Genomic DNA, 26,518 nt, shown 5'->3' on the forward strand with positions numbered 1-26,518 from the left:
GAATTGATGCGTTTTGACATGATGAGAATCATGATCTCATCACATTATTCTGTTATATTCTTTGGTAGTACATTTAAGGTCAACCGACCCTATTTTTTATTAAATCGAATTGGAGAATATCCTATGCGTCATCCTGTAGTTATGGGTAACTGGAAACTAAACGGCAGCAAAGAAATGGTTGTTGATTTGCTAAACGGTCTTAATGCTGAACTTGAAGGTGTAACAGGCGTAGACGTTGCTGTCGCACCACCGGCACTATTCATCGATCTAGCAGAACGTACACTAACGAATGCGGGCAGCGCAATCATCCTTGGCGCTCAAAACACTGACCTGAACAACAGTGGCGCATTCACAGGTGACTTATCGCCTGAAATGCTAAAAGAATTCGGCGCAACTCACATCATCATCGGTCACTCTGAGCGTCGCCAGTACCACAATGAATCAGATGAGTTTGTGGCTAAAAAATTCGCATTCCTAAAAGAAAATGGTCTAACCCCGGTTCTTTGTATCGGTGAATCTGAAGCTCAAAACGAAGCGGGCGAAACCGTTGCTGTATGTGCACGTCAAATCGATGCTGTGATCAACCTTCTAGGTGTTGACGCTCTTGAAGGCGCAATCATCGCTTACGAACCAATCTGGGCAATCGGTACGGGTAAAGCAGCAACCGCTGATGATGCACAACGCATCCACGCGCAAATCCGTGCTCACATCGCAGAGAAATCTGAAGCGGTAGCGAAAAACGTGGTAATCCAATACGGCGGTTCTGTTAAACCTGAAAACGCAGCCGCTTACTTCGCACAACCAGACATCGACGGTGCTCTAGTGGGCGGCGCAGCGCTTGACGCGAAAAGCTTTGCCGCTATCGCAAAAGCAGCTGCTGAAGCAAAAAAAGCGTAATATTTCAATCATCATAATTTGAAATATCATAAAGGTTGGTGACTATTCACCAACCTTTTTTTATGGGAACATTTAACCTCGAAAGTTAACGTATTACCTCCTTAAGATTAGAGCACAAAAAAACCGCTGGCTTTCACCAACGGCTTATCAAAAAAAGTATTAACAAGACTAAAGAATTAGAATAATTCTTCTGCTACTTTGTAGAGGTCTTTACGTACTGGACGACGCATGTTTTCAATCGCATCGATAATATCGTGATGCACTAGCTCTTCTTTTTGAATGCCAACACAACGACCACCATGACCTTCTACCAATAGATGTACGGCGTAATTCCCCATACGAGAAGCCAATACGCGGTCAAATGCAGTTGGACGACCACCACGTTGAATATGCCCTAATACAGTCGCACGAGTTTCACGCCCCGTGGCGGCTTCAATATCTTTAGCAAGATCGTAAGCATCCATCTGCAATTCAGTCAGCGCGATAATCGCATGCTTTTTACCTTTCGCAATACCATCTTGAATATTTTGAATTAACACTTCCTTATCAAGATTGTTTTCTGGAGTAATAATGTACTCACAACCACCAGCGAGTGCTGACATTAAGGTTAAGTCACCACAATGACGGCCCATGATTTCAACAATAGAGATACGTTGGTGAGACGTAGAAGTATCACGTAAGCGGTCAATCGCATCAATAACGGTATTTAATGCCGTCATGTAACCGATAGTGTAATCGGTGCCCGCGATATCGTTATCGATAGTGCCCGGAAGGCCAATACATGGAAAGCCCATTTCAGTTAACTTTTTGGCGCCCATATACGAACCATCACCACCGACAACGACAAGAGCATCAATGCCATGTTCCTTCAGGTTAGCGATGCCTTTTTCACGCACTTTTTCATCTTTAAATTCAGGGAAACGTGCTGAACCTAAGAACGTACCACCACGGTTAATCACATCCGATACGCTTGAACGGTCAAGCTTTTCAATGCGATTTTCAACCAAACCAAGATAACCATCATGGATGCCATACACTTCAAGGCCTTCGCTAAGTGCGGTACGTACTACACCACGGATCGCTGCGTTCATACCAGGTGCATCACCACCACTTGTTAAAACACCAATTTTCTTAACCATGCTCACCCTCTAAAATTTTAAAAAAACCAAACTTTACGACTCAGTGATTTAATGGCCATGTCTTATTCTCTGACCCCAACTTAATCCACCACTGAAATGAAAATATTCATACTCGACATTCACAAATAACGGTTTATAACGCATTTAAATTGTGTTCAATATACAGGCTTCAAATGACAGCATATTGATTCATGTCACTTTCATCTACTTTTTGTATTTGCCAATAAGATAGACAATTGCGTGTTATTTGTCTCTAGCATCATTGAGCTAAGTCACATAATTTTACGCTATCTAGGGCTGTGTCGCTAATTTAATGGCTGATATTTTTCAGCCGGAACCACTGAAATTGGATCTTGATGTATCAGCACGTCAGAGTGCGGAAATAAAGCATCAATTCTGCTCTCAACTGCATCTGAAATACGATGGGCTTCTAACAGCGGTAGATGATCATCCAGCTCAATGTGCACTTGGATAAACCGGACAGGCCCAGACATACGAGTACGTAAATCGTGTGCGCCCAATACGCCATCTATAGAGATACAAGCGGAATGTATCGCCTGCACCTCATCGTCTGGTAATTGCCTATCTAACAATGATTGCACCGCTTCACTGGCCATTTGATAAGCACTGTAAAGAATATAAATACCAATGCCAATTGCAAAAATAGCATCCGCTTGCTTTAGCCCATACCAACTGAGTACTAAGGCAATCATGATTGCAATATTCATTAACAAATCAGTTTGATAGTGCAAAGAATCGGCAGAAATAGCTTGGCTACCTGTTTTTCGCACTACGTGCTTTTGAAATAGCACTAAGCCAGAGGTGAGTAAAATAGCAAAACCACTCACCCATACGCCCAGTTCTGGTGACACCAGATCTTGCGGGCGGAAATAGCGCTCGACCCCGTTAAGTACAAGGAATACTGCCGACCCTGAAATAAACATCGACTGCGCCAAAGCCGCTAACGATTCCGCTTTTCCATGCCCAAAACGATGCTCTTCATCCGCAGGTTGCAAGGCGTACCGCACCACCAATAAATTGGTTAATGAAGCCGCCATATCAAGAAAAGAATCCACCAAAGAAGCCAGTAGACTCACTGAATTGGTTTGCCACCATGCGACTAATTTTACTAACAATAAAATTGTCGCAATAATCATTGCCGCCCAGGCCGCAGAATTGACTAATTTCGCGTAATTTTTTTGCATGAAAAGGTCACCTTCAAGGAATATATGTGCTGAATATTTACAATTGTTCTAATTTAGCAAATTCCGTCACAAGCCACTTAATACCTTCACCATTAAAGGCCACTTGCACACGGCTTTGTTGACCACTGCCTTCAAAGTTAATGATCGTTCCTTCACCAAACTTAGGATGTTTCACCCGCTGACCTAGAGAATACCCCGTACTATTGAAGGTTTCTTTGATTGCACTGGAACCAAAACGACCTGATGTCGCCGGGCGGCTGACTTGTGCTTTCATTCTAACTTCATCTACACAGCTTTCTGGAATCTCACGAATGAAACGAGAAGGCTTATGAAACTTATCTTGCCCATATACACGACGCATTTCAGCATAAGTGATGTACAGTTTTTCCATGGCACGTGTCATGCCGACATAACAAAGACGGCGTTCTTCTTCTAAACGTACCGCATCTTCCGCCGACATTTGATTGGGGAACATCCCCTCCTCTACGCCAACCATAAACACCAATGGAAACTCTAATCCTTTAGCGCTGTGCAGCGTCATCAATTGAACGGCATCGGTGAACTCATCAGCCTGGCCTTCACCCGCTTCAAGCGCCGCATGAGATAAGAATGCCGACAGCATACTCATGTCATCGGCTTCTTCCGGCTTTTCAAATTGACGGGCAGCGGTGACTAATTCTTCCAAGTTCTCAATACGAGCTTTGGATTTTTCACCTTTTTCCATCTCATACATGGCGAATAAACCCGAATGTTTAATTGCATGGTCAAATTGCTCATGCAACGCCAAATCATAGGTATCATCTTCAAGCGCATTCACCAGATCCACAAAACGATTAAAAGCCGTAGCCGCACGACCAGACAAAACTTTTTCATCTAATAATTGAACGCCCGCTTGCCATAATGTCGCCCCACGATCGCGAGCGGTCATACGAATCGTTTCAAGGGTTTTATCCCCCAAACCACGCGTGGGCGTATTGACCACACGCTCAAATGCCGCATCATCATTACGATTATTCATTAACCGTAAATAGCTTAATGCATCTTTAATTTCTTGACGCTCGAAGAAACGTTGACCGCCATAAATACGATAAGGCAAACGAGCTTGAATCAAGGCCTCTTCCAATACTCGCGATTGAGCATTATTACGATATAGCATGGCGCAATTGGCAAGTGGTGTGCCTTTCTCATGCCATTCTTTGATTTTATTTACCGAGAAACGCGCTTCATCCAAATCGTTATAGGCTGAATACAATGAAATCTTTTCGCCTTCACTGCCATCGGTCCATAAATCTTTACCCATGCGTTCTGTGTTATTACTGATCAACTCATTGGCCGCATTCAAAATATTCTTAGTTGAGCGATAATTTTGCTCTAAACGAATAGTGCGCGCCCCAACAAACTCACGTAGGAATTTTTGAATATTTTCAATTTGTGCGCCACGCCAGCCGTAAATAGACTGGTCATCATCACCCACAATCATAACGTGCGCATCCGGGCCCGCCATCATGCGTAACCACGCATATTGAATATTGTTGGTGTCTTGAAATTCGTCGACCAAAATGTGCTTAAAACGCGCTTGGTAATGCTCACGAACATGCACTTTATCGCGCAGCAACTCATGACAACGTAAGAGAATTTCAGCAAAATCGACCAAGCCAGCACGGTCACATGCCTCTTGATACGCTTGGTAAATCTGCAAATACGTTTTAGCCACCGGATCGTGGTAGGTATCAATGTGGCTCGGACGTAATCCTTCATCTTTTTTACCATTGATCCACCAGCTCGCTTGTTTAGCTGGCCATTGTTTTTCATCCAAATTTTGCGCTTTAATCAATCGGCGCAATAAACGTAATTGGTCTTCTGAGTCTAAAATTTGGAAATCTTCGGGCAGTTTTGCATCCATGTAATGCGCCCGTAAAATACGATGGCAAATACCATGGAACGTACCATTCCACATGCCCGATGACGTCCCCATCATCAGCTCTTCTATACGGCCACGCATTTCCGCTGCCGCTTTATTGGTAAACGTGACCGACATAATAGAGAACGGTGACGCTTGTTCTACCGATAATAACCACGCAATACGATGAACCAAGACGCGGGTTTTACCGCTGCCAGCACCGGCAAGCACAAGTAAGTTTTCCAGTGGGGCTGCCACTGCTTCACGTTGTCTGTCGTTCAGACCATCAAGTAATAAAGAAGGATCCATCGTCATCTACTGGTTATTTATACATAGCAGCCAGTATACATGAAGCCCTCTTTAACCATAAGCCCTAATGCTAACAAACACTTCGTACGCTTAAAGACCAACAACATTTGAACTTAATCATTATCAACTACACTAGTAAAAGGCGTATCAAGAAGGAAGGTCTATGAATAGAGGCAATTCACAGGTTGTTGCGATGATCATGTGGGGATTAAGTTTATTTTTTAGCATTTTATCTGGCTTATTATTTTTCTTATTACGTCGCCATGATCCTTATGTCCACACCCAAGCGAAAGAATCCTTGAACTGGGGAATAACGCTTTTTATCGCCGTCTTGATAGTGTCTTTTTTGGAAATAAGAATATTGTTCACTCTATTGGGTTTGGTGCATCTAATTTTCTGTAGTTTAGGTATTGTGGCATCCCTGCAAGGTAAACCTTATTCGGTTCCTTTTTCATTTAGGATCATTCGATGATGAAAAATGGTTGCCTAATAAAGACGCTTTTATCAAAAGTGCCGATACCCAATGGCCTGAAATTCTAAAATAAAACGTCTAAGTGACGGCAAGGAAAGCCTATGAAACCTTACTTTACTCTGAAAAATGCGTTATCTGTAGTGATCGCTTTTATTTTTATTCAGTCGATGTTTTTTAAATTCGCGGAAGCACCTGAGACCGTTTATATATTTACTACCTTGGGTAAGTGGGCTGGCCTTTCTTGGTTTGGTCAATATGGTGGTTATTTAGTGGGTATTGTTGAGCTGATTGCCAGTATTTTATTGTTTACACGTTGGCATGGATTTGGTGCATTACTCTCACTAGGAGTGATTTCTGGCGCCATTGTATTTCATCTTTTCACGCCATTAGGTATCGCCATGCCAACCTATGGCGGCTCATTATTAGCTGGCAGCGATGAGGCCATTCAAGCGCTTGCTGCCAGCACAACAGAAGTAAAATACAACATCACCATTGGTGACCAACTCTACATCCCGATAGAATTTGATCATGGCACCCTCTTTATTATGGCTTGTATTGTTTGGATAAGTGCATTCGTGTTGATTGTAAGACAATTGAAAGATCCGCAGAGTACATTAAGAAAAGTATTGAATCGATAAGGTTCAAAATATAGATACCCTAGGAGAATCTTGATATGGAAACCAGTCCTTTTCGTTTACCTAAAGTTACCCCTTTTCGCCTACTTGAACGAGCGGCGGAAAGAGTGACTGGACTTCATACATTGGATAATTACTATCAACAACTACCCAAGCATTTAAACAGCAAAGCCTTTTTACGCCGTACATTAGAAACACTCAATATTCACTATAATTTGTCATCCGGTCATCTCAGTGGCATTCCAGCAGCTGGCCCTCTCATCATCGTCGCCAATCATCCTCTAGGCGCAGTAGAAGGGGTGATTTTGGCAGAAATGCTCCTACAAGTTCGTCAGGATGTAAAAGTACTCGCCAATCAATTTCTCAAAAGGCTTCCAGAGCTTGCTCCTCTGTTCATTAGTGTTGATGTCTTTGAGGGAAAAAGTGCCGTTAGCGCGAACATGAAAGCATTACGCCAAGGGCTACAGCATTTGCAAAATGGGGGGGTGTTACTGGTTTTTCCCGCGGGAGAAGTCTCAACATTTGACAAACAAGGCCAGCTCAATGATAAACCATGGAGCCGCTCCGTCGCCAAACTGATTAAGCGTAGTCATGCCAATGCACTCGCTATGCACATTCATGGTCGTAACAGTAAACCTTTTTACTGGGCAGGCATGGTGCACCCCTATTTACGCACCGCAATGCTGGGGCGTGAAATGCTCAATAAAGGCAAGCAGATCATCGATATAGCCATTGGTGATGTCATTGAATACAAAGAGCTAGAGTCGCTCAATAGCGAACAACAAATTGTCGATTACTTGCGTTTAAACACGTATTTACTCGCGCCACACGCCGAGCACCAACCTCAAACCTTAATCAATCAAACTCCGATGATGGCGCCGGTTCAGCAAAATATCCTGAACGATGAAATCACCTCATTACCGACCGAGGCTCACCTACTCAACTTTAAAAACTTTGATGTGTATTGCACCCAAGCGGAACGCATTCCAATGCTGCTGCAAGAAATTGGTAGGATCCGAGAGGCCAATTTTCGCTTAGTGAATGAAGGCACCGGCAAAGCCTGTGATGTGGATGAATTTGATGACTATTATCAACACTTATTCATATGGGATAATGACGCTCAGCGCTTGGTCGGCGCTTATCGACTGGGGTTAAGTGATCAGATCATGTCTAAGAAAGGCGTCAAAGGACTCTATTCTCGCACCCTATTTCGCTATGACAAAAAGCTTATTGAACAATTCGGCCATGCTATTGAAATGGGCCGCTCAGTGATCGATCTTCCTTATCAACGTAGCCTCACCGCACTGCTTTTGCTTTGGAAGGGAATAGCCACATATGCTTACCGCAACCCACATTACACCCATTTGTTTGGCCCGGTAAGCATTAGCAGTGAATACAGCCCAACGGCTCGAGAATTAATGGTGTCGACACTGGAAATGCACCATTTTGATAGAGACAGCGCCAACTTAGTGAAAGCCACCAACCCCCTCAAAAAAAGCCAAAAGAACTTCTGGCGAGCAGACATGCTCTCATCACTGGCTGACATTCAGTTATTATCTAAAGTATTAACTCGGTTAGGTCAAAAAAGCATCCCAGTATTGTTAAAGCAATACCTGAATCTCAATGGAAAGCTCATCAGTTTTAATGTCGATAAAGACTTTAATGATGCTCTCGATGGCTTAATTGTGGTGGATTTGCGTAAAGTCCCAGCGAGAACTTTAGCAAAATATATGGGAAAAGAGGAAAGCACCGACTATTTGAAAAAACATAAAAGTATCGAGCGAAATTAACCATCGTAATACGGTAGAACGCTGCCAACAAAACCGTAACTTCAAGTACGAAGGGTATACTGCAACAAATAAGGACGCTTCACAACCGTGCTTCTTTTGAGAAGTGAAGCGTCCGCGATATGGTATGCGGCTCTACAATCCAAACACCCACGCCGCTAAGGTATAGCTCAATCCGGTAATAATAAAAATTCCTATGATATTAAGCGCAAAACCGGCTCGTACCATTTCTTTAATACGAAGCTGACCAGAAGCAAAAACGATGCTGTTTGGTGGTGTTGCCACTGGCATCATAAAGGCACAACTTGCCGCCAACGCTGCCGGAATAGCAAGCATGGCTGGGTGCGCCCCCATTGCCACCGCAATTGGCCCCAATAAAGGCAAGAAACCAGCCGCCGTCGCCGTATTGCTCGTGACTTCAGTTAAGAAGATGATGGCTGCCGTCACAATCAAGATCACCACAATAATAGGCATTCCTGCAGTTTCCCCTAAACTTTGACCAATAAAATCCGCCAAACCAGAAGATTTAATTTGCGCCGCTAAACTTAAACCACCTCCAAATAACAATAGAACGCCCCATGGCAAACCTTTTGTGCTTTCCCAATCCAGCACAAATTCTTGTTTCTTTAAGTTCACAGGAATAATGAAAAGCAATAATGCCGCGAACATGGCAATACCCGTGTCGTTAATCGGTAAACCTGTCCACTGAACCAATAGAGGGCGAATCACCCAACTCACCGCCGCGCCAATAAAAACAATCGCAACCCATTTTTCACCTTTACTCAGTTTACCAAGAGCATGAAGTTGATCTTTTAATAACCGTCTTGCATCCCCTTCTTGAGTATTTGGTAATTTATACGCCACTTTAGTCAACCAAAACCACGTTAAGGTAAGCATAATAATGCTTAAAGGCAGACCCACTAGCATCCATTGACCAAATCCAAGCTCCATTTGGTAAGCGCTAGAAAGATAAGCCGCCAGCAACGCATTAGGCGGCGTGCCAATCAATGTCGCTAAGCCACCAATACTTGCGGCATAAGCAATACCCAATAATAATGCGCTGGCAAACTGTGGGTTTTTATCCCGTTTTTCACCACACACGATACCAATAATCGATAACCCAATCGGCAGCATCATCACAGCAGTGGCAGTATTACTCATCCACATAGAAAGAAAAGCCGTCACAAGCATCAATCCACCAACTTGATGGGCAGGCTTATTGCCAACCGTCAACATGGCAATCAATGCCACACGTTTATGCAAATTCCATTTTTCCATCGCAATTGACAATAAAAATCCGCCTAGGAAAAGAAAAATCAGTGGGTTAGCATAAGCTGCCGTTGCTGTCTTGATGTCTGCGGTTCCCAATAAAGGAGACAGTACAATCGGAAGAAATGAAGTGACAGGAATCGGCGCTGCTTCTGTGACCCACCAAATGGCCATAAACGTGGCTAAACCAATCATTCGCCAAGCAGGTTCAGACAAACCTTCAAATGGCGGTGAAATGATTAATGTTAATATTAAAACCAAAGGCCCAAGAAGTAGCCCTATATAACGAGAACCACTGGGAATAACAGACTCTTTCTCTAGCATCGACATAGCACAAAATACCTATACTGCAAATTATGTCTCTATTTTTAATACGCTTATCACTAAATATAAATCAATAAGTTGTCAGTTCGTGATCAATGCGCAACTTATTGTTTACAATACGTGATCCAAATAACCTTATTTATAGTGCAACATTAAAGCCATTCACTTTCGCACCTGCTCGCTAGACAAACAAAACAACGCATGCAAAGTAAATAAAACAATCTAAAATCAATTAGGCACAAAAAAGCCTGACTCGGGAAGGCCAGAATCAGGCTCTTAAATCGTACACAATGGAACTCTATTTCGCTCACATTCGCCTCATTGGCTTAACGCAGTAACAGTCGCCTCAATAATAACGAATATGCACGATATAGACTGAATTATTGCAAGTATGCATTCAGCATCCAAGTTTCTTTTTCTTGCTGGCTAATATAATCGCTCATTAAAGAAACCGTACCTTCATCATCAAGCTCACTCGCTGATTTCAAGATTTGACGTTGCTTATTCAGCAGAACTTGATAAGCCGATAAAATGTGCCCAATCGCTTCCGTCCCGTTAGAAATATGTAACGTTTCTTCAAGATCCGACATCGATAAATAACGAGAAAAACCATGCACAGGCGTCGCGCCTAACGTTAGGATACGCTCGGCAATTTCATCTACCTTTAGGACAAGGTCATTATAAATTTCTTCAAATTTAGCATGTAACTCGAAAAAATCTCGCCCTTTAATATTCCAATGATAACCACGAACATTGGTATACAGAATTTGATAATCGGCTAATAAATGGTTGAGATCATCAGCTAATACTCGTGCTTGTTTTTCATTCAAACCAATCATATTCTTTTTCATCATAGACTCCTCCACTAAATAAGTGATTAACATTTATTTTTCTATGGGAATAGAGTAAAGGTGATCAAAAGAAATTTAAAACGGATTAAAACTATTACTTTAATAGACAATATCAATTAAAAAGACTTAATTTTTATGACTTCGCTATTGTTCCAAACATTTACACCCACTGGCCTGCTACAAAACCAGACGCCCAAGCCCACTGGAAGTTATAACCTCCAAGCCAGCCACTGACGTCCATCACTTCACCGACAAAATACAAACCTTCTATATTTTTACATTGCATGGTTTTAGACGATAGATGATCAGTATCAACCCCACCTAATGTCACTTCCGCAGTACGATAACCCTCAGTGCCATTCGGTAGTACTTGCCAATTTTGCAATAGATGATCAATCGCTTGAAGTTGGTTTTGATTAAATTGTTTTAAGGGTTTGTCTTCTAGCATTTTGCGTTCAATCAACACTTCAACTAAGCGTTTAGGCAGCACTTTCGCTAAAGTGTTTTTTAAACTTTGATTGGGATGTTTTTCACGAGATTGAGTCAATAACTCTAAAACGTCGGCTTCTGGAATAAGGTTTACTGTAACTGTTTGACCGGCTTTCCAAAAAGAAGAAATTTGTAACACGGAAGGCCCAGATAAACCACGATGGGTAAACAGCAACGCTTCTTTAAAAGTAGTGCCATCTTTAGCGGTAATTTCAGCTGGGATCGCAATACCAGACAATTCTGCAAAGTCTTCTTTATCTTCTTTATGCAACGTAAAAGGCACTAATCCCGCCGTCGTACTGATCACGGGTAAACCAAACTGCTCAGCCACTTTATAACCAAATGGCGTCGCGCCGAGTTTTGGCATCGACAAACCACCGGTTGCGATGACTAACGACTCGCACGTGATCACATCTGCATTGGCTTTAAAACGAAAACCAGTATCGGTTTTTTCAATGTCTTGTACCTCACAACGATAACGTTGAGAGACACATGGGAAATCACATTCCTTCAGCAGCATTTCAACAATGAGCTTTGCTGAGTCGACACAAAATAGCTGACCATGTTCGCGCTCTTCAAACTCAATCCCGTATTTCGACACCAAACTGATGAAATCCCAATTGGTGTATTGAGATAAAGCCGATTTCACAAAATGAGGATTTTGGCATAGGTAGTTATTAGCACTGACATCGTAATTGGTAAAATTACAACGACCACCGCCTGAAATGAGAATTTTACGTCCTGGTTTCTTAGCGTGCTCAATGATTAATGTTTTACGACCACGTTTACCCGCTTCTGCAGCGCACATTAATCCAGCGGCACCAGCACCGATGATCACGACATCAAAATGACTACTCATAACTACTCTACATTTTCAACGCAAATAACGTCTTTGATAAAACAAAAAAGGACGTGCGAGTTTAACGCACATCCTTTAAATGTCACTATTTTAAGCGCATACATACCTATCCAGACGGCATGGCATGAAACCTACTGGCTGATAAAACCGACCAATATTTACACCATAAAGGTCAGCAACAAGGTGACAAACGTTAAGCCTGCACTTAATACAAACAGCTCGCGCACTTTACTGCATTTATTAATGAAGACATCTTCATGGTGATGGAGATATTCTTTGTCTTTCAAATAATGGTAAAGGCGAACCTGTTTAGTCATATTACCATGCGTACTGAAAAAACCGCGTCCATCGACTTGTTGGTACAACAAAGGATGAGCTTCTCGCATAATAAAGATAAGCGATCGAAGTGCGGTAAAATAACGCACTAGATTGATAGCAGTCACCAAAGTGAGCGCGGTTAATAAAGTCTCGGCACTGATCATCTTTTCCTCCAAAACACCGTTAAGTGCAGCAGGAAAAAGACAATCACAAACGGATGCTTTCTATCGCTCTCGGTTTATACCGAAATCGAACCTGCCATCACTGAAGATGTACCTTGTTTTGCTAAGTCAGCTAGATCTTTATCGATAAAAAATAGCGCCTTGCCATCTTCACCAACCAATTCTAGCTTGTCTAAAATCCCTTTAAACAACTTCTCTTCTTCGTGCTGCTCTGCCACATACCACTGCAAGAAATTAAAGGTCGAGTAGTCTTGGCATGTAAACGCTAAATGTGCCAACTTATTGATGCATTGCGTTATCATTTGCTCATGCTCATAGGTTTCACGGAATACCTCACCTAAGCTATCGAATTCATGTTTAGGCGCATCAATAGCTCCTAAAATCGGCAGCCCGCCAGTCTCACTCACATAAGTAAAAAGACGTTGCATGTGTTCCATTTCTTCTGTGGCATGTTTGCGTAAAAACTCAGCGGCACCTTCAAAGCCTTTGTCTTCACACCAAGCACTCATTTGTAAGTATAGATTGGATGAGAAAAATTCTAGATTTATTTGCTCATTCAATTGCTCAATCATTGGTTTGGAAAGCATATGGGGCTCCTTTAGCTTTAAAATAATACAATTTATTAATATGGATAAACTATAGCATGCTCGTACATCTGATTGGCTAGGTTTGCTTAAATTTATTGCAATAATGAACGGTAAATACTTACTCTCATTCAAGAAAAGCCTAAGATATTGAGAGATCGACAACACTTTTTCAGCTATGGTAATGATAGTCTCGAATTACATTGAATAGTCTCAAACAGATCCCATTGGAGAGCGTATTATGACTTACAAACATATTTTAGTCGCAGTCGACTTATCGGAAGACAGCGTCATTCTGGTCAACAAAGCTGCAGCACTGGCGAGCGCTTGTGACGCGAAATTATCCTTGATTCATATCGATGTAAACTTCACCGACATGTACACAGGTTTCATGGAAATTAATTTTGCAGAAACTCAAAATGCTATGCTGGAATCTGCGCAAAAAAAAATCAAAACCTTAGTCGAAAGCCTTAATTTCCCAATTACCGAGACCATCGTATCCAGTGGTGACTTATGCAACGAGATTGGTCATGCCATTGATAACCTCAACATTGACCTTGTCATTTGCGGTCATCACAAAGATTTCTGGAGTAAATTATTATCCACATCACGCCAGCTCATTAATGAAGCCGCGGTCGATATGTTGATTGTCCCTCTAGCGGATTGATGGGAAGATTGATGTGTTTTCAATTTGAATTAATGTAAACTCAAAAATATTTTTGGGTTTACAATTTAAATTGGTGAGTTATGTTTTATCTTTCTGCGGTCACGCTTTTGTGGGCGTTTTCATTTAGCTTGATCGGCGTTTACCTTGCTGGTCAAGTGGATGCGTGGTTTTCTGTCTGGATCCGTATCGCGCTTGCCAGTCTCGTCTTCCTGCCTTTTATTAAGGTTAAGGGCATCCCGAAAACGTTCATTATTAAATTAATGGCCATTGGCGGCATTCAACTTGGCTTGATGTATTGTTTTTATTACCAATCCTTTTTATTGCTTTCTGTTCCTGAAGTGCTCCTCTTTACCGTCTTCACACCCATTTATGTCACCTTAATCTACGATTTTTTCAAAGGCCGATTTTCGCCTTGGTACTTGGTAACCGCACTCATTGCGGTCATTGGGGCAGCAATCATTAAGTTTTCTGGCGTGAATGACCACTTCTTAACGGGCTTTTTAGTGGTACAAGGTGCCAACCTTTGCTTTGCGATTGGGCAGGTTGGCTATAAATATTTAATGGAAAAAGAAAAGATTGAATTACCCCAGCATACGGTTTTTGGTTACTTCTATTTAGGGGCGTTAGTGATCGCGACCATTGCCTTTAGTCTGTTAGGAAATATCGACAAACTCCCCACCACTGGGCTGCAATGGAGCATTTTGGTTTACTTAGGGCTCATTGCGTCTGGGCTTGGCTATTTCATGTGGAATAAAGGGGCTTGTATGGCCAATGCTGGTGCGTTAGCCGTCATGAATAATGCATTAGTCCCCGCAGGCTTAGTAGTGAATATTTTGATTTGGAACCGAGAGGTGGATTTAACTCGTTTGCTGCTTGGCGGCGCCGTCATCATGCTGTCTTTGTGGGTGAATGAAACGTGGGTGAAGAAGAAAGCCGCTCAATAACCGTTACCAAGTAAAACAAAGCGAACGATGGATAAATTAAAACCATAAGAAGAAGCTATTCATCGCTGCAAATAACATCAATACAGCAATAGTTAGTACAGCAATAATTAATGCAGCGCTTTGCCTAGCGACTTCCGATTTTTATTGCCATCAATCATGGCAATCATTGGCATTTGTATAGCCGTGATTTTTTGTTCAATTCTTTCTTCTTTTTTATGAAGTTTCGCTTCTTGTTTGCTTAGCTTTACTTCTTTTTTCAACACTTTATTATGTTTTTTCGCCAATTTACGCTGTTTTTGAAGTAACTTACTAATCCGCTTTTGCTGCTTTTTCTGAGCCTGCAAACTGTTCTTAATCTGCTTTAATTGTTTTTTATTCAAAAGTGACTTAAGTGATGAGCGAGAGGTGTCAATGTCCAAGGTGTTCGATGCTTTAACATGAGAAATATTCTGCACATCAGCAACGTTTTGAATGTCAGAAAGCTTGGGTTCAACAATATTAACCCCATTAGAACCCGAAGAAATAACCACCTGGCTAGCCTCTCTTTCTAATTTAAGTATTTTCGCTTTAGCAATAATACTCGCGATATTCGAGGCAGCAGGTTTCACTTGCGCTTGAGACAGTTTGTTCGTTTTTTTAGACTGCTTAACAACTTTTTTCGATGGGCTAAATGCTAAAGCGGTAGGCTTACACAAAGTGCTTTTCTGGCTAGAAACACGAGCACACGACCCACATACAAATTCAGGGTTCGATACCAATTGATGGATCTTTCCTGCTTTAATGTCGTGACGCGATACCTTGCATAAAGACTTGGCCATAACTGCACACCTAATAAGTGAAATGACACATTATTATCATTGTTAATAATAACGATTCTTGTTTCATTTATAGAGGCTAACCCGCCTAGATGCAAGTGAAAATAACTCGCATTTACAACAAAAACTCATGCGAGCACCATAAGCCTTTGTTACTTAAACTGAACCCTGAATCCTAAATCCTAAATCCTAAATCCTAATTGAGTATTGGGTATTGACATCGTGACGGTAGACATTACTTATAGATGTATTTCTGTTCGACATCGACTAAAGCAATCGGATTCAGAAATGAGCGACCAAGCAAAATATCACTAGTCATGTGATCACGATCAACAAGGTTAAATGGTGTTTTGTAGGTCTTATCACCTAGCTTAATATCGAGATCCACAATCGGTCTCCGAGATAGTTTAGTGGTGGATGATTGTTTTATTTTCACCCAGCGTTTAACCGGTAGTGTGATCGCATTACTGATTTTATCTTTCGATTTTAGTTTAAATGACACCATATCTTTGCCGTCTTCTTCAAAATCTTTAATATCCAGCGCATTAATAGAAGATGTGGTGGCGCCAGTATCAACCTTAGCAATTGTTCTTTGTTCGGTATTCATCACTGTTACCCACTCTTTTTGACCAACAATGATTTTATTTTCCAGCGATGCGCACCTCATTTCAGCGTTTGAGTTGCCCGCAGCAAAAACGTTCATCGATAGTAATAGCGAAGACAATAACACAATCATTTTTTTCATTATGAATTCCTTAGATTGGAAATGAACTACAAAAATCAATCCAACATGGCCGCTTTCACATACACATCAAAGCGATTTTTTTTCGTTTCTATCGCCATACTCGGTTTGTTGTCATCAAGCCATGGAGCATAGTCTGGGCGCTTTACGACAACTCGTTTCGTCGCTAAAGATAAGGCCGGGGCTAATAAGCCATCGGCATCATTATCCGCGCCAACTAAAGACTGAAACACTCGCATTTCTTTTTTCACCAATGCTGATTTTTTTTTGTTTTCAGGGTGTGGATACATAGGGTCAAGGTAAACCACATCCGGTCGCTCAAAGTCAGCTTGCTGTGTTAATTGCGTCAAAGCATCATGGCTTGAGGCATGCAATAAACTCATGCGCTCAGTTACCCACCCACCAATTTCACTATCTTGTTTCGCGCGTGATAGACCATCATCCAATAGTGCTGCAACCACCGGATTTCGCTCAACCATTTGCACTTTACAGCCTAATGAAGCCAAAACAAAAGCGTCGCGCCCTAGTCCCGCCGTGCCATCTAAAATAGTAGGCGTCGCGCCTTTATTAAGCCCGGCCGCTTTGGCTATCGCTTGGCCTTTACCACCACCAAATTTGCGACGATGAGCGACGGCCCCCCCCGCTAAATCAACATAAATAGCACCAAGTTTGGGTTCATCGGTTTTACGTAATTCCAAACGTTCTGCAGTGAGTATTAAAGCAAATACACTGTCTTCTTGATGCGTTAAATGCCAACGCTCAGCAATGCTGGCGAGTTCAGATTCTCTTTGTGGATCATCGCAACGTAAACTCAGCTGCACAGATTACTCCTGAGGAAAGTAGAGGGATAAAATATTTCATCCATTATCATGATGGTATGTTATTGGTAGTAATCTGAGCTGTCATCAACCGTTCAATCAACGCCTCGAGAGGGGTTGGCGCACAGATTAAATAACCTTGTGCATAATCAATCTTCAATTCTTTCAAACACGCAAGAATGGCTTCATTTTCAACAAATTCAGCTACGGTTTTTTTGCCCATTTTCTTCACTAAATCATTGATCGATTTAACGAGAATATAATCCATTTCATCTTCATGCATATCACGGACAAAGCAACCATCGATTTTAACAATATCCAGCGGCAATGTTTTTAAATAAGCAAAAGAAGACAAACCGGAGCCAAAGTCATCCAATGCGATCATACAGCCAAGTTCTTTTAAGCGGGTAAAGAACAGAGTCGCTTCTCGCATATTCCCTACGGCAGCAGTTTCAGTAATTTCAATACAGATTTTATCCCGAGGCACCGATGTTTTTTGCAATAAGTCCATTAAGAAATCAATGAAGTCTTTATCCCCCATCGATTGGCCTGATAGATTAATCGAACACCGTCCAAGGTTTGCAACCGCATTGGGATTTTTCTCAAACCAACTTAAGGTTTTTTGGAAGACTTCTCGGTCTATTAAATGTGCTAAATTATAACGCTCAATCGCGGGCATAAAAATTCCCGGAGACATCAATTGGTTATTTTTATCACGTAAACGCACCAAAATTTCAAGGTTCATTTTATGTATCGGCTTATCACTAATGTCTAAAATCTGTTGTGCATACAAATCGACTCGCCCATTGGCAAGAGCATCGTAAACCTGATTGACACATTCCATTTCTAATTCACGTCTGCGGACATTTTCATCATCGACTCTGTATAAATGCGCGCGATTTCGCCCTTCTTCCTTCGCCAAATTACAGGCAGTATCAGCTTGAGCATGCACCATTTGAGGAGAGCTTGCCGTGTAATCAATCATCCGTATACCAATGGAGCAATTCAAATTAAGGTGAATACCCTTCCAAATAAATTCACTGCTGTTAAAGGCTTTTAAAATACACTGTGAAACATTATGAATTTCTGACTCATCACAATCTCGTAATAACACCGCAAATTCATCTCCCCCTATCCTCGCTAAAATACCTCGATCTTGCTGGATTAGTTGGCTAAGAAGCTCGGCGCTATACACAATGGCGGCATCACCAGCTTCATGCCCTACGGTATCATTAATCAGTTTGAATTGGTCCAGATCCAAATAAAACATAATATGAGAACGCAAGCTTCCTTTGACTTCTTGTAATGCAATGATCAGCTCTTGTTCAAAATGATTGCGGTTATACAAACTGGTTAATGTGTCATAGTGTGCTTGGTAATCGAGTTTTTCCGCGAGAAGATGAGTTTCAGAGATATCTTCACCTACGATTAAAAGCTGCTTGGTCTCTACTATTTGACGAATATTTTCACGGATCCATACGATGCGATTGTCTGGAGTAAGATATCGGATTTCTCGACGCCACACGAGTGCTTGACCTTGCTTTGGCTGCAATAATACCTGACGAGCACTAAGCTCATTAGGTTCAAAATAAAACTCTTTTAGCTTATGCCCCAACATTGCTTTTGTCTCATATCCAAGCAATTGACTAGTAAACTGATTCACCGCTTGAATGCAATTATGTTCGTCCAATGTCACCATCATCACGGGCTGTAATTCATAGTAATTACGCAAGCTAGACTCACTTTCAACTAAACGACGTTCAGTGAGTTTTCGCGCCGTCATATCTTTCGCTTCAAATAAGTACTGCTCGCCATCACCAATGAAATCGGGCAGTTTTTTCAAGGTAATATCAAATACCGCAGGCCCAATGTTACTGTGGCTAACCTCCCCTTCAAAACGGACGATGCCTTTTTGACAAGCCTCAATGAAGCCCTGCTCCATTTTTATCTTGCCCGTTTTAGCCCATCCGGAATATTCCCAAATGGGATCATCACGATTAAATAAAGGATCATAAACCAGTTCTTGCAGCGTTTGATTGCTGGATAATATTCGACCTTCAGAGTCCAGAATAGCCATATGCTGATGGCTAACATCATAAATAGTTTCAAGTAAATATTGGCTTTGGCGAGATTGCTTTTCACTTAAACTCACCCGCTTCAAATGCTTCAATAAAAGAATAATAATGGTGCCAAAAACAGCGCTATAAATGACAAACATCAAAATTTCATTTTCATGTCCCATCCACAAAGATTTGGGGTTATTCGAAATAGATATTCTAGGTGCAGGATTTAACGTAACAGTCTCTACAGACAAAGCCGCATCAAGGCCTTGCAGTAGCTCATCTGTCCACGCAAACCCTTTATGGTAGGAATGCATAACCAACACGTTACTTTTTTCAGTTTCATGGCTTGCTGAGCACGCTAATGTGTAACTAAAAAAGAGAACCAATATAAAATAACGAAATATTGAATGCATTTGCACTAACTATGTTTGTGTGACAAGAAATAGGCACATCGTGTACCCCAACATTAACGCCCAATCGGCAGTATTAAAAATCAGACGTTCATTAATAATGACTCATGTTGTCAGCCTTACCAACTATTTTACAAATTTTCTCTTTTTTCATGCCATTATATTGACATTAACCAGAAGAAAACGTCTATTTATAACGTTCATATAACAGGAAATAACGATGCAACTTTCAACAAGCCGTCTAGATGATCTCGACAAAGCGATTCTGAAAATTTTAATGCGTGACGCTCGTACTCCTTACGCCGAAATGGCTAAGCAATTTGATGTCAGTCCAGCTACGATTCATGTTCGCATTGAAAAAATGAAAGCCGCTAATGTGATTGAAGGTACCGAAGTAATCATCAATGAAAAAAAGCTTGGTTACGATGTCTGCTGTTTTATTGGCATCAATTTGAACGCCGCCCGTGATTACCACTCTGCAATAGCTAAGCTCAATGCGTTAGACGAAGTGGTTGAAGCGTATTACACAACCGGTGCTTACAATATTTTCGTGAAACTAATGTGTAAAAACATCGAAGAATTACAGTACGTCTTGATTGATAAGTTACAAGCCATAGATGAAGTTCAATCCACTGAAACCTTAATTTCGTTGCAAAATCCTATCAATCGTAATGTAAACCCATGATGTCATCTGACATCCATGATGAATGGGAACTAAGTGATTCTTTTAAAAACGTATTTATTTCAGTCTAGGTTCATATTCTCTTCACATTCCCCCCTTAGTCTTTTGAGATTATAAAAATCTAAAACCGACTAAGGAATCAATCATGAGCCATTTTGAGCAAGATAAACACTCTAATCTCTTACCTTCACAACCTTCCGATTTTTCACAAATTGTCGAAAAAGGATTAAGCCGTCGTCGATTTTTGCAAGCCAGCGCCGCCACTAGCTCTGTTGCTTTCTTTGCTGCCTCACCTATCGCTAATGCCATGGCTCGCCCACCGCAATCACAAGCATTACTCGGCTTTGAAGCCATCCCAATATCAACACAAGATACGGTCATAGTGCCTAAAGGCTACCAAGCCGAACCTTTGATTACATGGGGAGATGCCATTCACCCAAACGCAGCTGCCTTTTCTCAAACCAATTCTGCTGTGGATCAAGAAAATCAATTTGGTGATAACAATGACGGTATGACATTTTTACCGCTCAGCCACAACCGTGCGGTACTAGCTGTTAACAATGAAAGTACCGATTACGAAACCCTATTTGAAGATCACGGAAAAACATTAACCGCAGAAAAGGTCCGTCGTTCACAAGCCGCGGTTGGCGTGTCTATTGTCGAGCTCACCAAAGGACAGCAAGGTTGGAAAACCAATGTTGATGGTCGTTTAAATCGCCGTATTACCGCCTACACAGAAATGCAATTAACTGGACCTGCGGCAGGTGATGACAAGTTAAAAACTAACGCCGATCCAACAGGTACCAAAGTATTAGGCACATTCAATAATTGCGCCAACGGCTCAACCCCCTGGGGAACCTACTTAACTTGTGAAGAAAATTTCAACGGTTTCTTTGGTAGTCAAAATCCCATCGATGTGCCTATCGAAGATGCCCGTTACGGGATTTCATCAGGTAATGGTGGTTTTAACTGGCATCAATTTGATGAGCGTTTTGATATACAAAAAGAGCCCAATGAAAACCATCGTCACGGTTGGGTCGTTGAAATTGACCCAATGAACCCACAGTCGACCCCAAAAAAGCGCACCGCTTTAGGTCGTTTCAAACATGAAAATGCAGCATTAACCATTGATAAAAATGGCCGAGTTGTTGTGTACTTAGGAGACGATGAACGTGGCGAGCACATTTACAAGTTTGTCTCGAAAAGCAAATACAATGAGCATAAACCAGAAAAAAACCGAGACTTGTTGGATGAAGGTACCTTGTATGTGGCTAAATTTAACGCCCAAGGTGGCGAACTCCAAGGAAAAGGGGAATGGATAGAATTAACCTTCGGTAAAAATGGTCTCACGCCACAAAATGGCTTTACTAGCCAAGCTGATGTGCTGATTTTTACTCGCCAAGCCGCGACACAAGTAGGTGCAACCACCATGGATCGCCCGGAGTGGGTTGCCATTAACCCCAAATCTGAACAAGTATTTTGCACCCTTACCAATAATAAATACCGTGGCGTACGTGAAGGCCAAGAAGTGAACGACGCGAATCCTCGTGAAAATAATATTTATGGTCACATCATCCGTTGGCAACCTAAAAATGGTAAACATTCATCCGATTCGTTTACTTGGGATATTTATGTCCTTGCTGGAAATCCTGAGCAATACGCTGAGAATGATCTTCGTTCCGGCAGTGACAATATAAATAAAACCAACATGTTCAACAGCCCTGATGGTATTGGTTTTGATAATGCAGGTCGTCTATGGATTCAAACCGATGGTGACTATTCAAATACGGGCGATTTTTCTGGTATGGGCAATAACCAAATGTTGTGCGGGGATCCCAATAGTGGTGAAATCAAACGTTTCTTAACCGGTCCAAATGGCTGTGAAATTACCGGATTAACATTCAGCCCAGATAACCGTACCTTGTTTGTTGGCATCCAACACCCAAGTGATGGTTTCTCGATGATGGATGGCGTGCCACGCTCTACTGTAATGAAAATTACCCGTGAAGACGGTGGCATAATAGGCGCATAACCGCCTTTTGTCTCTCGAGTGCCGGCCATTCGAGAGACACATTACCAAACTTGGCGCCCTGCCTTTAGCACAAACCTTGCTAACACAATAGCTCTTCACACAATAGCTCTTCACACAATAGATCTTCACACAACCGAGCTTCGAGCATTCAAATGACGTGATTCCGATTTGTCGGTATAACATTTGGGTTGCCTTGGACACATTCCACCACGAGAACAAATTACTCGTGCTTGATTTTCAATACCTCGCTCAATCCAATGAATATTTAAAATACGTGCCACCGTCAGCAATTGTTGTTTAATGGTGTAGGGTATTTCACATTGCCCTCCTTTTCGTACGCACTCTTTTTGCAGTGCCGTTGCAATTTCCACAGCATCCTCGCCTTGCGCTTCTAACGCTGGATTTAAATCCACTCCAGAGCACAACACGTGGTAATTGCCAGCCATGTCTTTCACTTTCACTGACTCGCAACAATAAATATGTGGCACACCATCTTGATTAAGCACTGAAATTTGCGCCACTGGAGTGTTACCCGGAATGCCAATCATACGAAAAACCGACCAGTGTTGACATGGGTCTTCCACCATTCTCATATTGCCCCACGGCAGTGGAATACCATTTCCACGATAAACGGCTTTCAACTTACCCGGATTATAAGCATCGAAATAATGCCAATGCGGATAAGAAGACACCGCTGTCATACGGCGCATTACCACCGATTCCGATACCCCAATCAATTTACTCACACTAATTTCATAACCGTGCCTATCAAGCAACTGACGAAACGGGACTTTCGGGCACAATAATGCGCCAGCAAAAAAGGAGCACTCAAAATCTCGCCAAGCTTGCAGAATATGTTTGGAATCTAAATGACTGATATCACGAGTTTTATTATGCTCTGGCCTTAACGTCGACAAATTACGATTGTCCGAAGCAATTACATGTTTTTCTCCATCACTGTTGTGCAGCACCTTATGCCCTATGTGCACAGCCAAATCGTATTTCAGTTTTTCAGGGGTGGTTTTCAGTGCGCGATTTACCCGAATGACGCTAGGCGCTTCTGCGTAAGAACGAACTATATGCTTAGATTGAACACCATGGCTGTCAATCACATCTTGCGAAGGCTCATCAAACCATTTGATTTTAACGCCGACCTCTTTACAGATGTCGAGTAAATCTTCCACCGATAACGGCATGCGTTTTTGACCCACTTGTTCCGCTGCTTTTTCAAGATCGGGAAAATGATTTTGGTGGTGCTCTTGGTGTGCCCGAATCAGCAAATGAGCAAATTGATGACCAGTGGTGCCCGTTTGCGAAAGCATTTCTGGAATAGCTATTTGTAAAATATCATTAGAAAACAAGAAGCTTGGTTCAAGCACCATGCCATTAATACCACCACGCGATCCTTTTTCAGGGGTAATTTCTTTTTCTTCGTTGGCGTCATCCAAAAACCAGTGTAAAGGCTTTTGAAATACTTGCGCGATCACCTCTAACATCCCTTCACTTGGTACTCGCTTACCACGCTCGATCATCGAAAGGTACGACACCGATGGCGCATCTTCAGGATCAATTTTCACACAACGTGACGATAGGTCTTCTAGTGTTAACCCATTACGTTTCCGTAAGTTACGCACTTTCGTTCCTAAAAAATGCGACTGCCTATTCAGAGAGTTTGTCGTCTTCATCCATGACCTCATTTTTGTAAAATTTACACTGTGTAATTTTCTTTGTGAAATTTTAGTTAATTTATCGTTATTCTTTTAGTCACAGGATGAAAAAGCACCATTTGATGTTCCGTTTTAAGACAACCGTCACTAATTGCTCAATTAGAACACAAAATTAATAGCAGGTAACACGAGGGAAACATTATGAACTTAGCTCAGACAATCAATAGTAAAATCACTCCATCGATCGCACATAAGATCAACGCTGGCCTAGTTCAATTCGTCAACCAAGATGTGTTGCCATTAACTAGACTTAACCAAGAAATATTTTGGCAAGAATTTAGCCAATTACTAACGGATTTAACGCCGAAAAACCAAGCGTTATTAGAAAAACGTGAGATCTTTCAGCAGAAAATTGATGATTGGCATCAAGCTAATCCTCAATGTAGTGCCAATCAATACCAAACCTTTCTACAAGAAATTGGTTACTTAGTTGAGCAAGGTGATGATTTTCAAATCAACACTCAACATGTCGATCAAGAAATCGCCATGATGGCTGGACCGCAATTGGTCGTGCCAATCAAAAATGCTCGCTTTGCTTTAAATGCGGCTAATGCGCGTTGGGGAAGTTTGTATGATGCGGCATATGGCTCGGACGTGATTCCACAATGCGAAGGCTTAAAAGCTGGAAAAAAATACAACCCTGCTCGTGGGAATCACGTCATCGCATTTGGTAAAACCTTTTTAGATGAAAACTTCCCATTAAAAGAAGGCTCTCATCACGACGTTCAAAGCTACTCGGTTTATTTCCACCATCTTTTAGCGACATTTCCAGATGGAAGCCAATCCGGTTTAGCGCAACCTTGCCAGTTTGTAGCTTCAAGCAACCCCGATGTTGAACCAACATCTATCGTTTTAAAAAACAATGGCCTACATATTGAACTCATCATTAACCGCAAAGGCAACATTGGTAAAACTGACATTGCAGGATTAGATGATATTCAAATTGAATCGGCGCTAAGCACCATCATGGACTTTGAAGATTCAATCGCCGCCGTCGATAGCCAAGACAAACTTGAAGCGTATCGTAATTGGTTTGGCCTGATCACTGGCAACTTAACCGCCACGATCAACAAAGGAAACCAAACTCAAATTCGCCGCCTTAATTGCGACCGCAGCTACACCCATAAAAATGGCGATGACTACAACTTACATGGTCGCTCATTACTCATGGTGCGTAACGTTGGTCACTTAATGACCAGTGACTTAGTACAGGATGCACAAGGCAACAACCTACCAGAAGGTTTGATTGATGCCGTGATCACAGCGCTGATCGCCTCTATTGAAATCAAGAACCCTCAAGCATGTCGTGTGACCAATAGCCGTACCGGCAGCATTTATATCGTAAAACCGAAAATGCATGGCCCAGAAGAAGTGGCATTCAGCAACGAAATCTTTGAACGTGTGGAGAGCATGCTCGATTTAACACCAAACACCATCAAAATGGGCATCATGGATGAAGAGCGCCGTACTACGGTAAACCTAAAAGAATGTATCCGCGCGGCACAATCTCGCGTGGTATTCATCAACACAGGTTTCCTTGACCGCACCGGCGATGAAATTCATACCAGCATGCAAGCTGGTGCATTCAAGCCCAAAGCCGAGATCAAACATCAAGCTTGGATCAGCGCTTATGAAAACAACAACGTGGAAGTTGGCCTAGCCTGTGGATTTGCGGGAAAAGCACAAATCGGCAAAGGCATGTGGGCAATGCCAGAAGAAATGAAAGCGATGATGTCGGCCAAAGTGGCTCACCCACAATCCGGTGCCAATACCGCTTGGGTTCCTTCGCCTACCGCTGCCACTTTGCATGCGATTCATTACCATCAAGTCAATGTATTTGAGCAACAACAAGCCATTGCCAACCGCACACCTGCCAAGTTGGAAGATTTATTAAAGCTTGAATTGTTAGATGAAAATGAGCTGACTGAGCAACAAGTAGAAGCGGAGCTAGATAACAACATCCAAGGTATTTTGGGTTATGTGGTGCGTTGGGTTGAAATGGGCATTGGTTGTTCAAAAGTGCCCGATATCAACAATATTGAGCTGATGGAAGACCGCGCCACACTGCGTATTTCCAGCCAGCACATTGCTAACTGGTTATTGCACGGTATTTGCCGCCCTGAACAAGTGATGGACAGCATGCACAAAATGGCGCAAGTGGTGGATAACCAAAACCAAAGCTCTGAAGGCTATAAAGCGATGCAGCCCAACACCGAACAAAGTTTAGCGTTTCAAGCAGCAAGAGAGCTGATATTTCAAGGCCGCAATCAACCAAGTGGTTATACCGAACCCTTGTTGCATCAGTATCGAATCTGGGCGAAAAATCAATAAAGACCGTTAAACAAAAATATAGCTTATATATAAGAACGTCATCCCGGAAACGAGGCACGAGTTGTCC

22 protein-coding genes are annotated in these 26,518 nt (G+C 42.0%); 9 read left to right on the forward strand and 13 right to left on the reverse strand.

The window, feature by feature from the left end; genetic code table 11:
• Positions 1 to 123 precede the first annotated feature (123 nt).
• Positions 124 to 897: a triose-phosphate isomerase gene (gene tpiA, locus VCASEI_RS12130; RefSeq protein WP_089110613.1), complete on the forward strand. Its 774-nt coding sequence runs from the start codon at positions 124 to 126 to the stop codon at positions 895 to 897.
• 176 nt (positions 898 to 1,073) lie between these two features.
• Here the strand turns inward: tpiA and pfkA are convergent, their stop codons facing one another.
• The 3 genes from pfkA to uvrD form a co-directional block, all read right to left on the reverse strand.
• A complete protein-coding gene (pfkA, locus tag VCASEI_RS12135) occupies positions 1,074 to 2,036 on the reverse strand; it encodes a 6-phosphofructokinase (RefSeq protein ID WP_086960428.1) in 963 nt (320 codons plus the stop codon).
• Between the two features lie 305 nt (positions 2,037 to 2,341).
• Positions 2,342 to 3,241, reverse strand: coding sequence for a CDF family cation-efflux transporter FieF (gene fieF, locus VCASEI_RS12140; RefSeq protein WP_086960429.1), 900 nt, complete (start codon positions 3,239 to 3,241; stop codon positions 2,342 to 2,344).
• A 37-nt stretch (positions 3,242 to 3,278) separates the two neighbouring features.
• The gene (uvrD, locus tag VCASEI_RS12145) at positions 3,279 to 5,450 is read right to left on the reverse strand and encodes a DNA helicase II (protein ID WP_089110612.1); all 2,172 of its coding nucleotides are present in this window, start codon (positions 5,448 to 5,450) and stop codon (positions 3,279 to 3,281) included.
• Positions 5,451 to 5,613: 163 nt separating this feature from the next.
• On the opposite strand from uvrD, the gene VCASEI_RS12150 reads away from it, so the two are divergent.
• From VCASEI_RS12150 to VCASEI_RS12160, 3 genes are all read left to right on the forward strand, one after another.
• Positions 5,614 to 5,922, forward strand: a complete 309-nt coding sequence (locus tag VCASEI_RS12150) for a DUF4870 domain-containing protein (RefSeq protein WP_086960431.1) — start codon at positions 5,614 to 5,616, stop codon at positions 5,920 to 5,922.
• A gap of 101 nt (positions 5,923 to 6,023) precedes the next feature.
• Positions 6,024 to 6,560, forward strand: a complete 537-nt coding sequence (locus tag VCASEI_RS12155) for a hypothetical protein (protein ID WP_086960432.1) — start codon at positions 6,024 to 6,026, stop codon at positions 6,558 to 6,560.
• A 35-nt stretch (positions 6,561 to 6,595) separates the two neighbouring features.
• A complete protein-coding gene (locus tag VCASEI_RS12160) occupies positions 6,596 to 8,347 on the forward strand; it encodes a lysophospholipid acyltransferase family protein (RefSeq protein WP_086960433.1) in 1,752 nt (583 codons plus the stop codon).
• 132 nt (positions 8,348 to 8,479) lie between these two features.
• Here the strand turns inward: VCASEI_RS12160 and VCASEI_RS12165 are convergent, their stop codons facing one another.
• The 5 genes from VCASEI_RS12165 to ftnA all read right to left on the reverse strand — a co-directional run bounded on the left by VCASEI_RS12165 (position 8,480) and on the right by ftnA (position 13,223).
• Positions 8,480 to 9,943 (reverse strand): SLC13 family permease, encoded by a 1,464-nt coding sequence (locus tag VCASEI_RS12165; protein ID WP_086960434.1) that lies wholly within the window; start codon positions 9,941 to 9,943, stop codon positions 8,480 to 8,482.
• A gap of 374 nt (positions 9,944 to 10,317) precedes the next feature.
• The gene (locus VCASEI_RS12170) at positions 10,318 to 10,791 is read right to left on the reverse strand and encodes a Dps family protein (protein WP_197709572.1); all 474 of its coding nucleotides are present in this window, start codon (positions 10,789 to 10,791) and stop codon (positions 10,318 to 10,320) included.
• Positions 10,792 to 10,948: 157 nt separating this feature from the next.
• The gene (locus tag VCASEI_RS12175; RefSeq protein ID WP_089110611.1) at positions 10,949 to 12,136 is read right to left on the reverse strand and encodes a BaiN/RdsA family NAD(P)/FAD-dependent oxidoreductase; all 1,188 of its coding nucleotides are present in this window, start codon (positions 12,134 to 12,136) and stop codon (positions 10,949 to 10,951) included.
• 158 nt (positions 12,137 to 12,294) lie between these two features.
• Entirely contained in the window at positions 12,295 to 12,618 is a 324-nt protein-coding gene (gene uspB, locus VCASEI_RS12180) for a universal stress protein UspB (RefSeq protein ID WP_086960437.1), read from the reverse strand.
• A 74-nt stretch (positions 12,619 to 12,692) separates the two neighbouring features.
• Positions 12,693 to 13,223 (reverse strand): non-heme ferritin, encoded by a 531-nt coding sequence (ftnA, locus tag VCASEI_RS12185; protein WP_089110610.1) that lies wholly within the window; start codon positions 13,221 to 13,223, stop codon positions 12,693 to 12,695.
• A 238-nt stretch (positions 13,224 to 13,461) separates the two neighbouring features.
• Here ftnA and VCASEI_RS12190 point away from each other — a divergent pair, with 238 nt between their 5' ends.
• Positions 13,462 to 13,887, forward strand: coding sequence for a universal stress protein (locus VCASEI_RS12190; protein ID WP_089110609.1), 426 nt, complete (start codon positions 13,462 to 13,464; stop codon positions 13,885 to 13,887).
• An 80-nt stretch (positions 13,888 to 13,967) separates the two neighbouring features.
• The gene (locus tag VCASEI_RS12195) at positions 13,968 to 14,831 is read left to right on the forward strand and encodes a carboxylate/amino acid/amine transporter (RefSeq protein WP_089110608.1); all 864 of its coding nucleotides are present in this window, start codon (positions 13,968 to 13,970) and stop codon (positions 14,829 to 14,831) included.
• A 107-nt stretch (positions 14,832 to 14,938) separates the two neighbouring features.
• Here the strand turns inward: VCASEI_RS12195 and VCASEI_RS12200 are convergent, their stop codons facing one another.
• From VCASEI_RS12200 to VCASEI_RS12215, 4 genes are all read right to left on the reverse strand, one after another.
• Positions 14,939 to 15,649, reverse strand: a complete 711-nt coding sequence (locus VCASEI_RS12200) for a hypothetical protein (RefSeq protein ID WP_089110607.1) — start codon at positions 15,647 to 15,649, stop codon at positions 14,939 to 14,941.
• Between the two features lie 232 nt (positions 15,650 to 15,881).
• Positions 15,882 to 16,391, reverse strand: coding sequence for an ATP-dependent zinc protease family protein (locus VCASEI_RS12205; RefSeq protein WP_226983330.1), 510 nt, complete (start codon positions 16,389 to 16,391; stop codon positions 15,882 to 15,884).
• 35 nt (positions 16,392 to 16,426) lie between these two features.
• Positions 16,427 to 17,209, reverse strand: a complete 783-nt coding sequence (locus VCASEI_RS12210; RefSeq protein WP_086960446.1) for a class I SAM-dependent methyltransferase — start codon at positions 17,207 to 17,209, stop codon at positions 16,427 to 16,429.
• 46 nt (positions 17,210 to 17,255) lie between these two features.
• Entirely contained in the window at positions 17,256 to 19,583 is a 2,328-nt protein-coding gene (locus VCASEI_RS12215; RefSeq protein WP_162621050.1) for a putative bifunctional diguanylate cyclase/phosphodiesterase, read from the reverse strand.
• Between the two features lie 316 nt (positions 19,584 to 19,899).
• Here VCASEI_RS12215 and asnC point away from each other — a divergent pair, with 316 nt between their 5' ends.
• Positions 19,900 to 20,364, forward strand: coding sequence for a transcriptional regulator AsnC (gene asnC / locus VCASEI_RS12220; protein ID WP_086960448.1), 465 nt, complete (start codon positions 19,900 to 19,902; stop codon positions 20,362 to 20,364).
• 142 nt (positions 20,365 to 20,506) lie between these two features.
• Positions 20,507 to 22,393: a PhoX family protein gene (locus VCASEI_RS12225; RefSeq protein ID WP_089110605.1), complete on the forward strand. Its 1,887-nt coding sequence runs from the start codon at positions 20,507 to 20,509 to the stop codon at positions 22,391 to 22,393.
• Between the two features lie 125 nt (positions 22,394 to 22,518).
• Here the strand turns inward: VCASEI_RS12225 and VCASEI_RS12230 are convergent, their stop codons facing one another.
• The gene (locus tag VCASEI_RS12230; protein ID WP_086960450.1) at positions 22,519 to 24,078 is read right to left on the reverse strand and encodes a DUF3612 domain-containing protein; all 1,560 of its coding nucleotides are present in this window, start codon (positions 24,076 to 24,078) and stop codon (positions 22,519 to 22,521) included.
• Between the two features lie 201 nt (positions 24,079 to 24,279).
• Here VCASEI_RS12230 and VCASEI_RS12235 point away from each other — a divergent pair, with 201 nt between their 5' ends.
• Positions 24,280 to 26,451 carry a malate synthase G gene (locus tag VCASEI_RS12235; protein WP_197709593.1) on the forward strand — a complete coding sequence of 724 codons (2,172 nt, stop codon included), beginning with the start codon at positions 24,280 to 24,282 and terminating at the stop codon, positions 26,449 to 26,451.
• Positions 26,452 to 26,518: the final 67 nt, after the last annotated feature.

Source organism: Vibrio casei, from assembly GCF_002218025.2.
Classification (GTDB): Bacteria; Pseudomonadota; Gammaproteobacteria; order Enterobacterales; family Vibrionaceae; genus Vibrio; species Vibrio casei.

Coding starts and splice junctions, on each gene's coding strand:
- tpiA (WP_089110613.1), top strand. CDS start 124: ATGCGTCATCCTGTAGTTATGGGTAACTGGAAACTAAACGGCAGCAAA.
- pfkA (WP_086960428.1), bottom strand. CDS start 2,036: ATGGTTAAGAAAATTGGTGTTTTAACAAGTGGTGGTGATGCACCTGGT.
- fieF (WP_086960429.1), bottom strand. CDS start 3,241: ATGCAAAAAAATTACGCGAAATTAGTCAATTCTGCGGCCTGGGCGGCA.
- uvrD (WP_089110612.1), bottom strand. CDS start 5,450: ATGGATCCTTCTTTATTACTTGATGGTCTGAACGACAGACAACGTGAA.
- VCASEI_RS12150 (WP_086960431.1), top strand. CDS start 5,614: ATGAATAGAGGCAATTCACAGGTTGTTGCGATGATCATGTGGGGATTA.
- VCASEI_RS12155 (WP_086960432.1), top strand. CDS start 6,024: ATGAAACCTTACTTTACTCTGAAAAATGCGTTATCTGTAGTGATCGCT.
- VCASEI_RS12160 (WP_086960433.1), top strand. CDS start 6,596: ATGGAAACCAGTCCTTTTCGTTTACCTAAAGTTACCCCTTTTCGCCTA.
- VCASEI_RS12165 (WP_086960434.1), bottom strand. CDS start 9,943: ATGTCGATGCTAGAGAAAGAGTCTGTTATTCCCAGTGGTTCTCGTTAT.
- VCASEI_RS12170 (WP_197709572.1), bottom strand. CDS start 10,791: ATGATGAAAAAGAATATGATTGGTTTGAATGAAAAACAAGCACGAGTA.
- VCASEI_RS12175 (WP_089110611.1), bottom strand. CDS start 12,136: ATGAGTAGTCATTTTGATGTCGTGATCATCGGTGCTGGTGCCGCTGGA.
- uspB (WP_086960437.1), bottom strand. CDS start 12,618: ATGATCAGTGCCGAGACTTTATTAACCGCGCTCACTTTGGTGACTGCT.
- ftnA (WP_089110610.1), bottom strand. CDS start 13,223: ATGCTTTCCAAACCAATGATTGAGCAATTGAATGAGCAAATAAATCTA.
- VCASEI_RS12190 (WP_089110609.1), top strand. CDS start 13,462: ATGACTTACAAACATATTTTAGTCGCAGTCGACTTATCGGAAGACAGC.
- VCASEI_RS12195 (WP_089110608.1), top strand. CDS start 13,968: ATGTTTTATCTTTCTGCGGTCACGCTTTTGTGGGCGTTTTCATTTAGC.
- VCASEI_RS12200 (WP_089110607.1), bottom strand. CDS start 15,649: ATGGCCAAGTCTTTATGCAAGGTATCGCGTCACGACATTAAAGCAGGA.
- VCASEI_RS12205 (WP_226983330.1), bottom strand. CDS start 16,391: ATGAAAAAAATGATTGTGTTATTGTCTTCGCTATTACTATCGATGAAC.
- VCASEI_RS12215 (WP_162621050.1), bottom strand. CDS start 19,583: ATGCATTCCTACCATAAAGGGTTTGCGTGGACAGATGAGCTACTGCAA.
- asnC (WP_086960448.1), top strand. CDS start 19,900: ATGCAACTTTCAACAAGCCGTCTAGATGATCTCGACAAAGCGATTCTG.
- VCASEI_RS12225 (WP_089110605.1), top strand. CDS start 20,507: ATGAGCCATTTTGAGCAAGATAAACACTCTAATCTCTTACCTTCACAA.
- VCASEI_RS12230 (WP_086960450.1), bottom strand. CDS start 24,078: ATGAAGACGACAAACTCTCTGAATAGGCAGTCGCATTTTTTAGGAACG.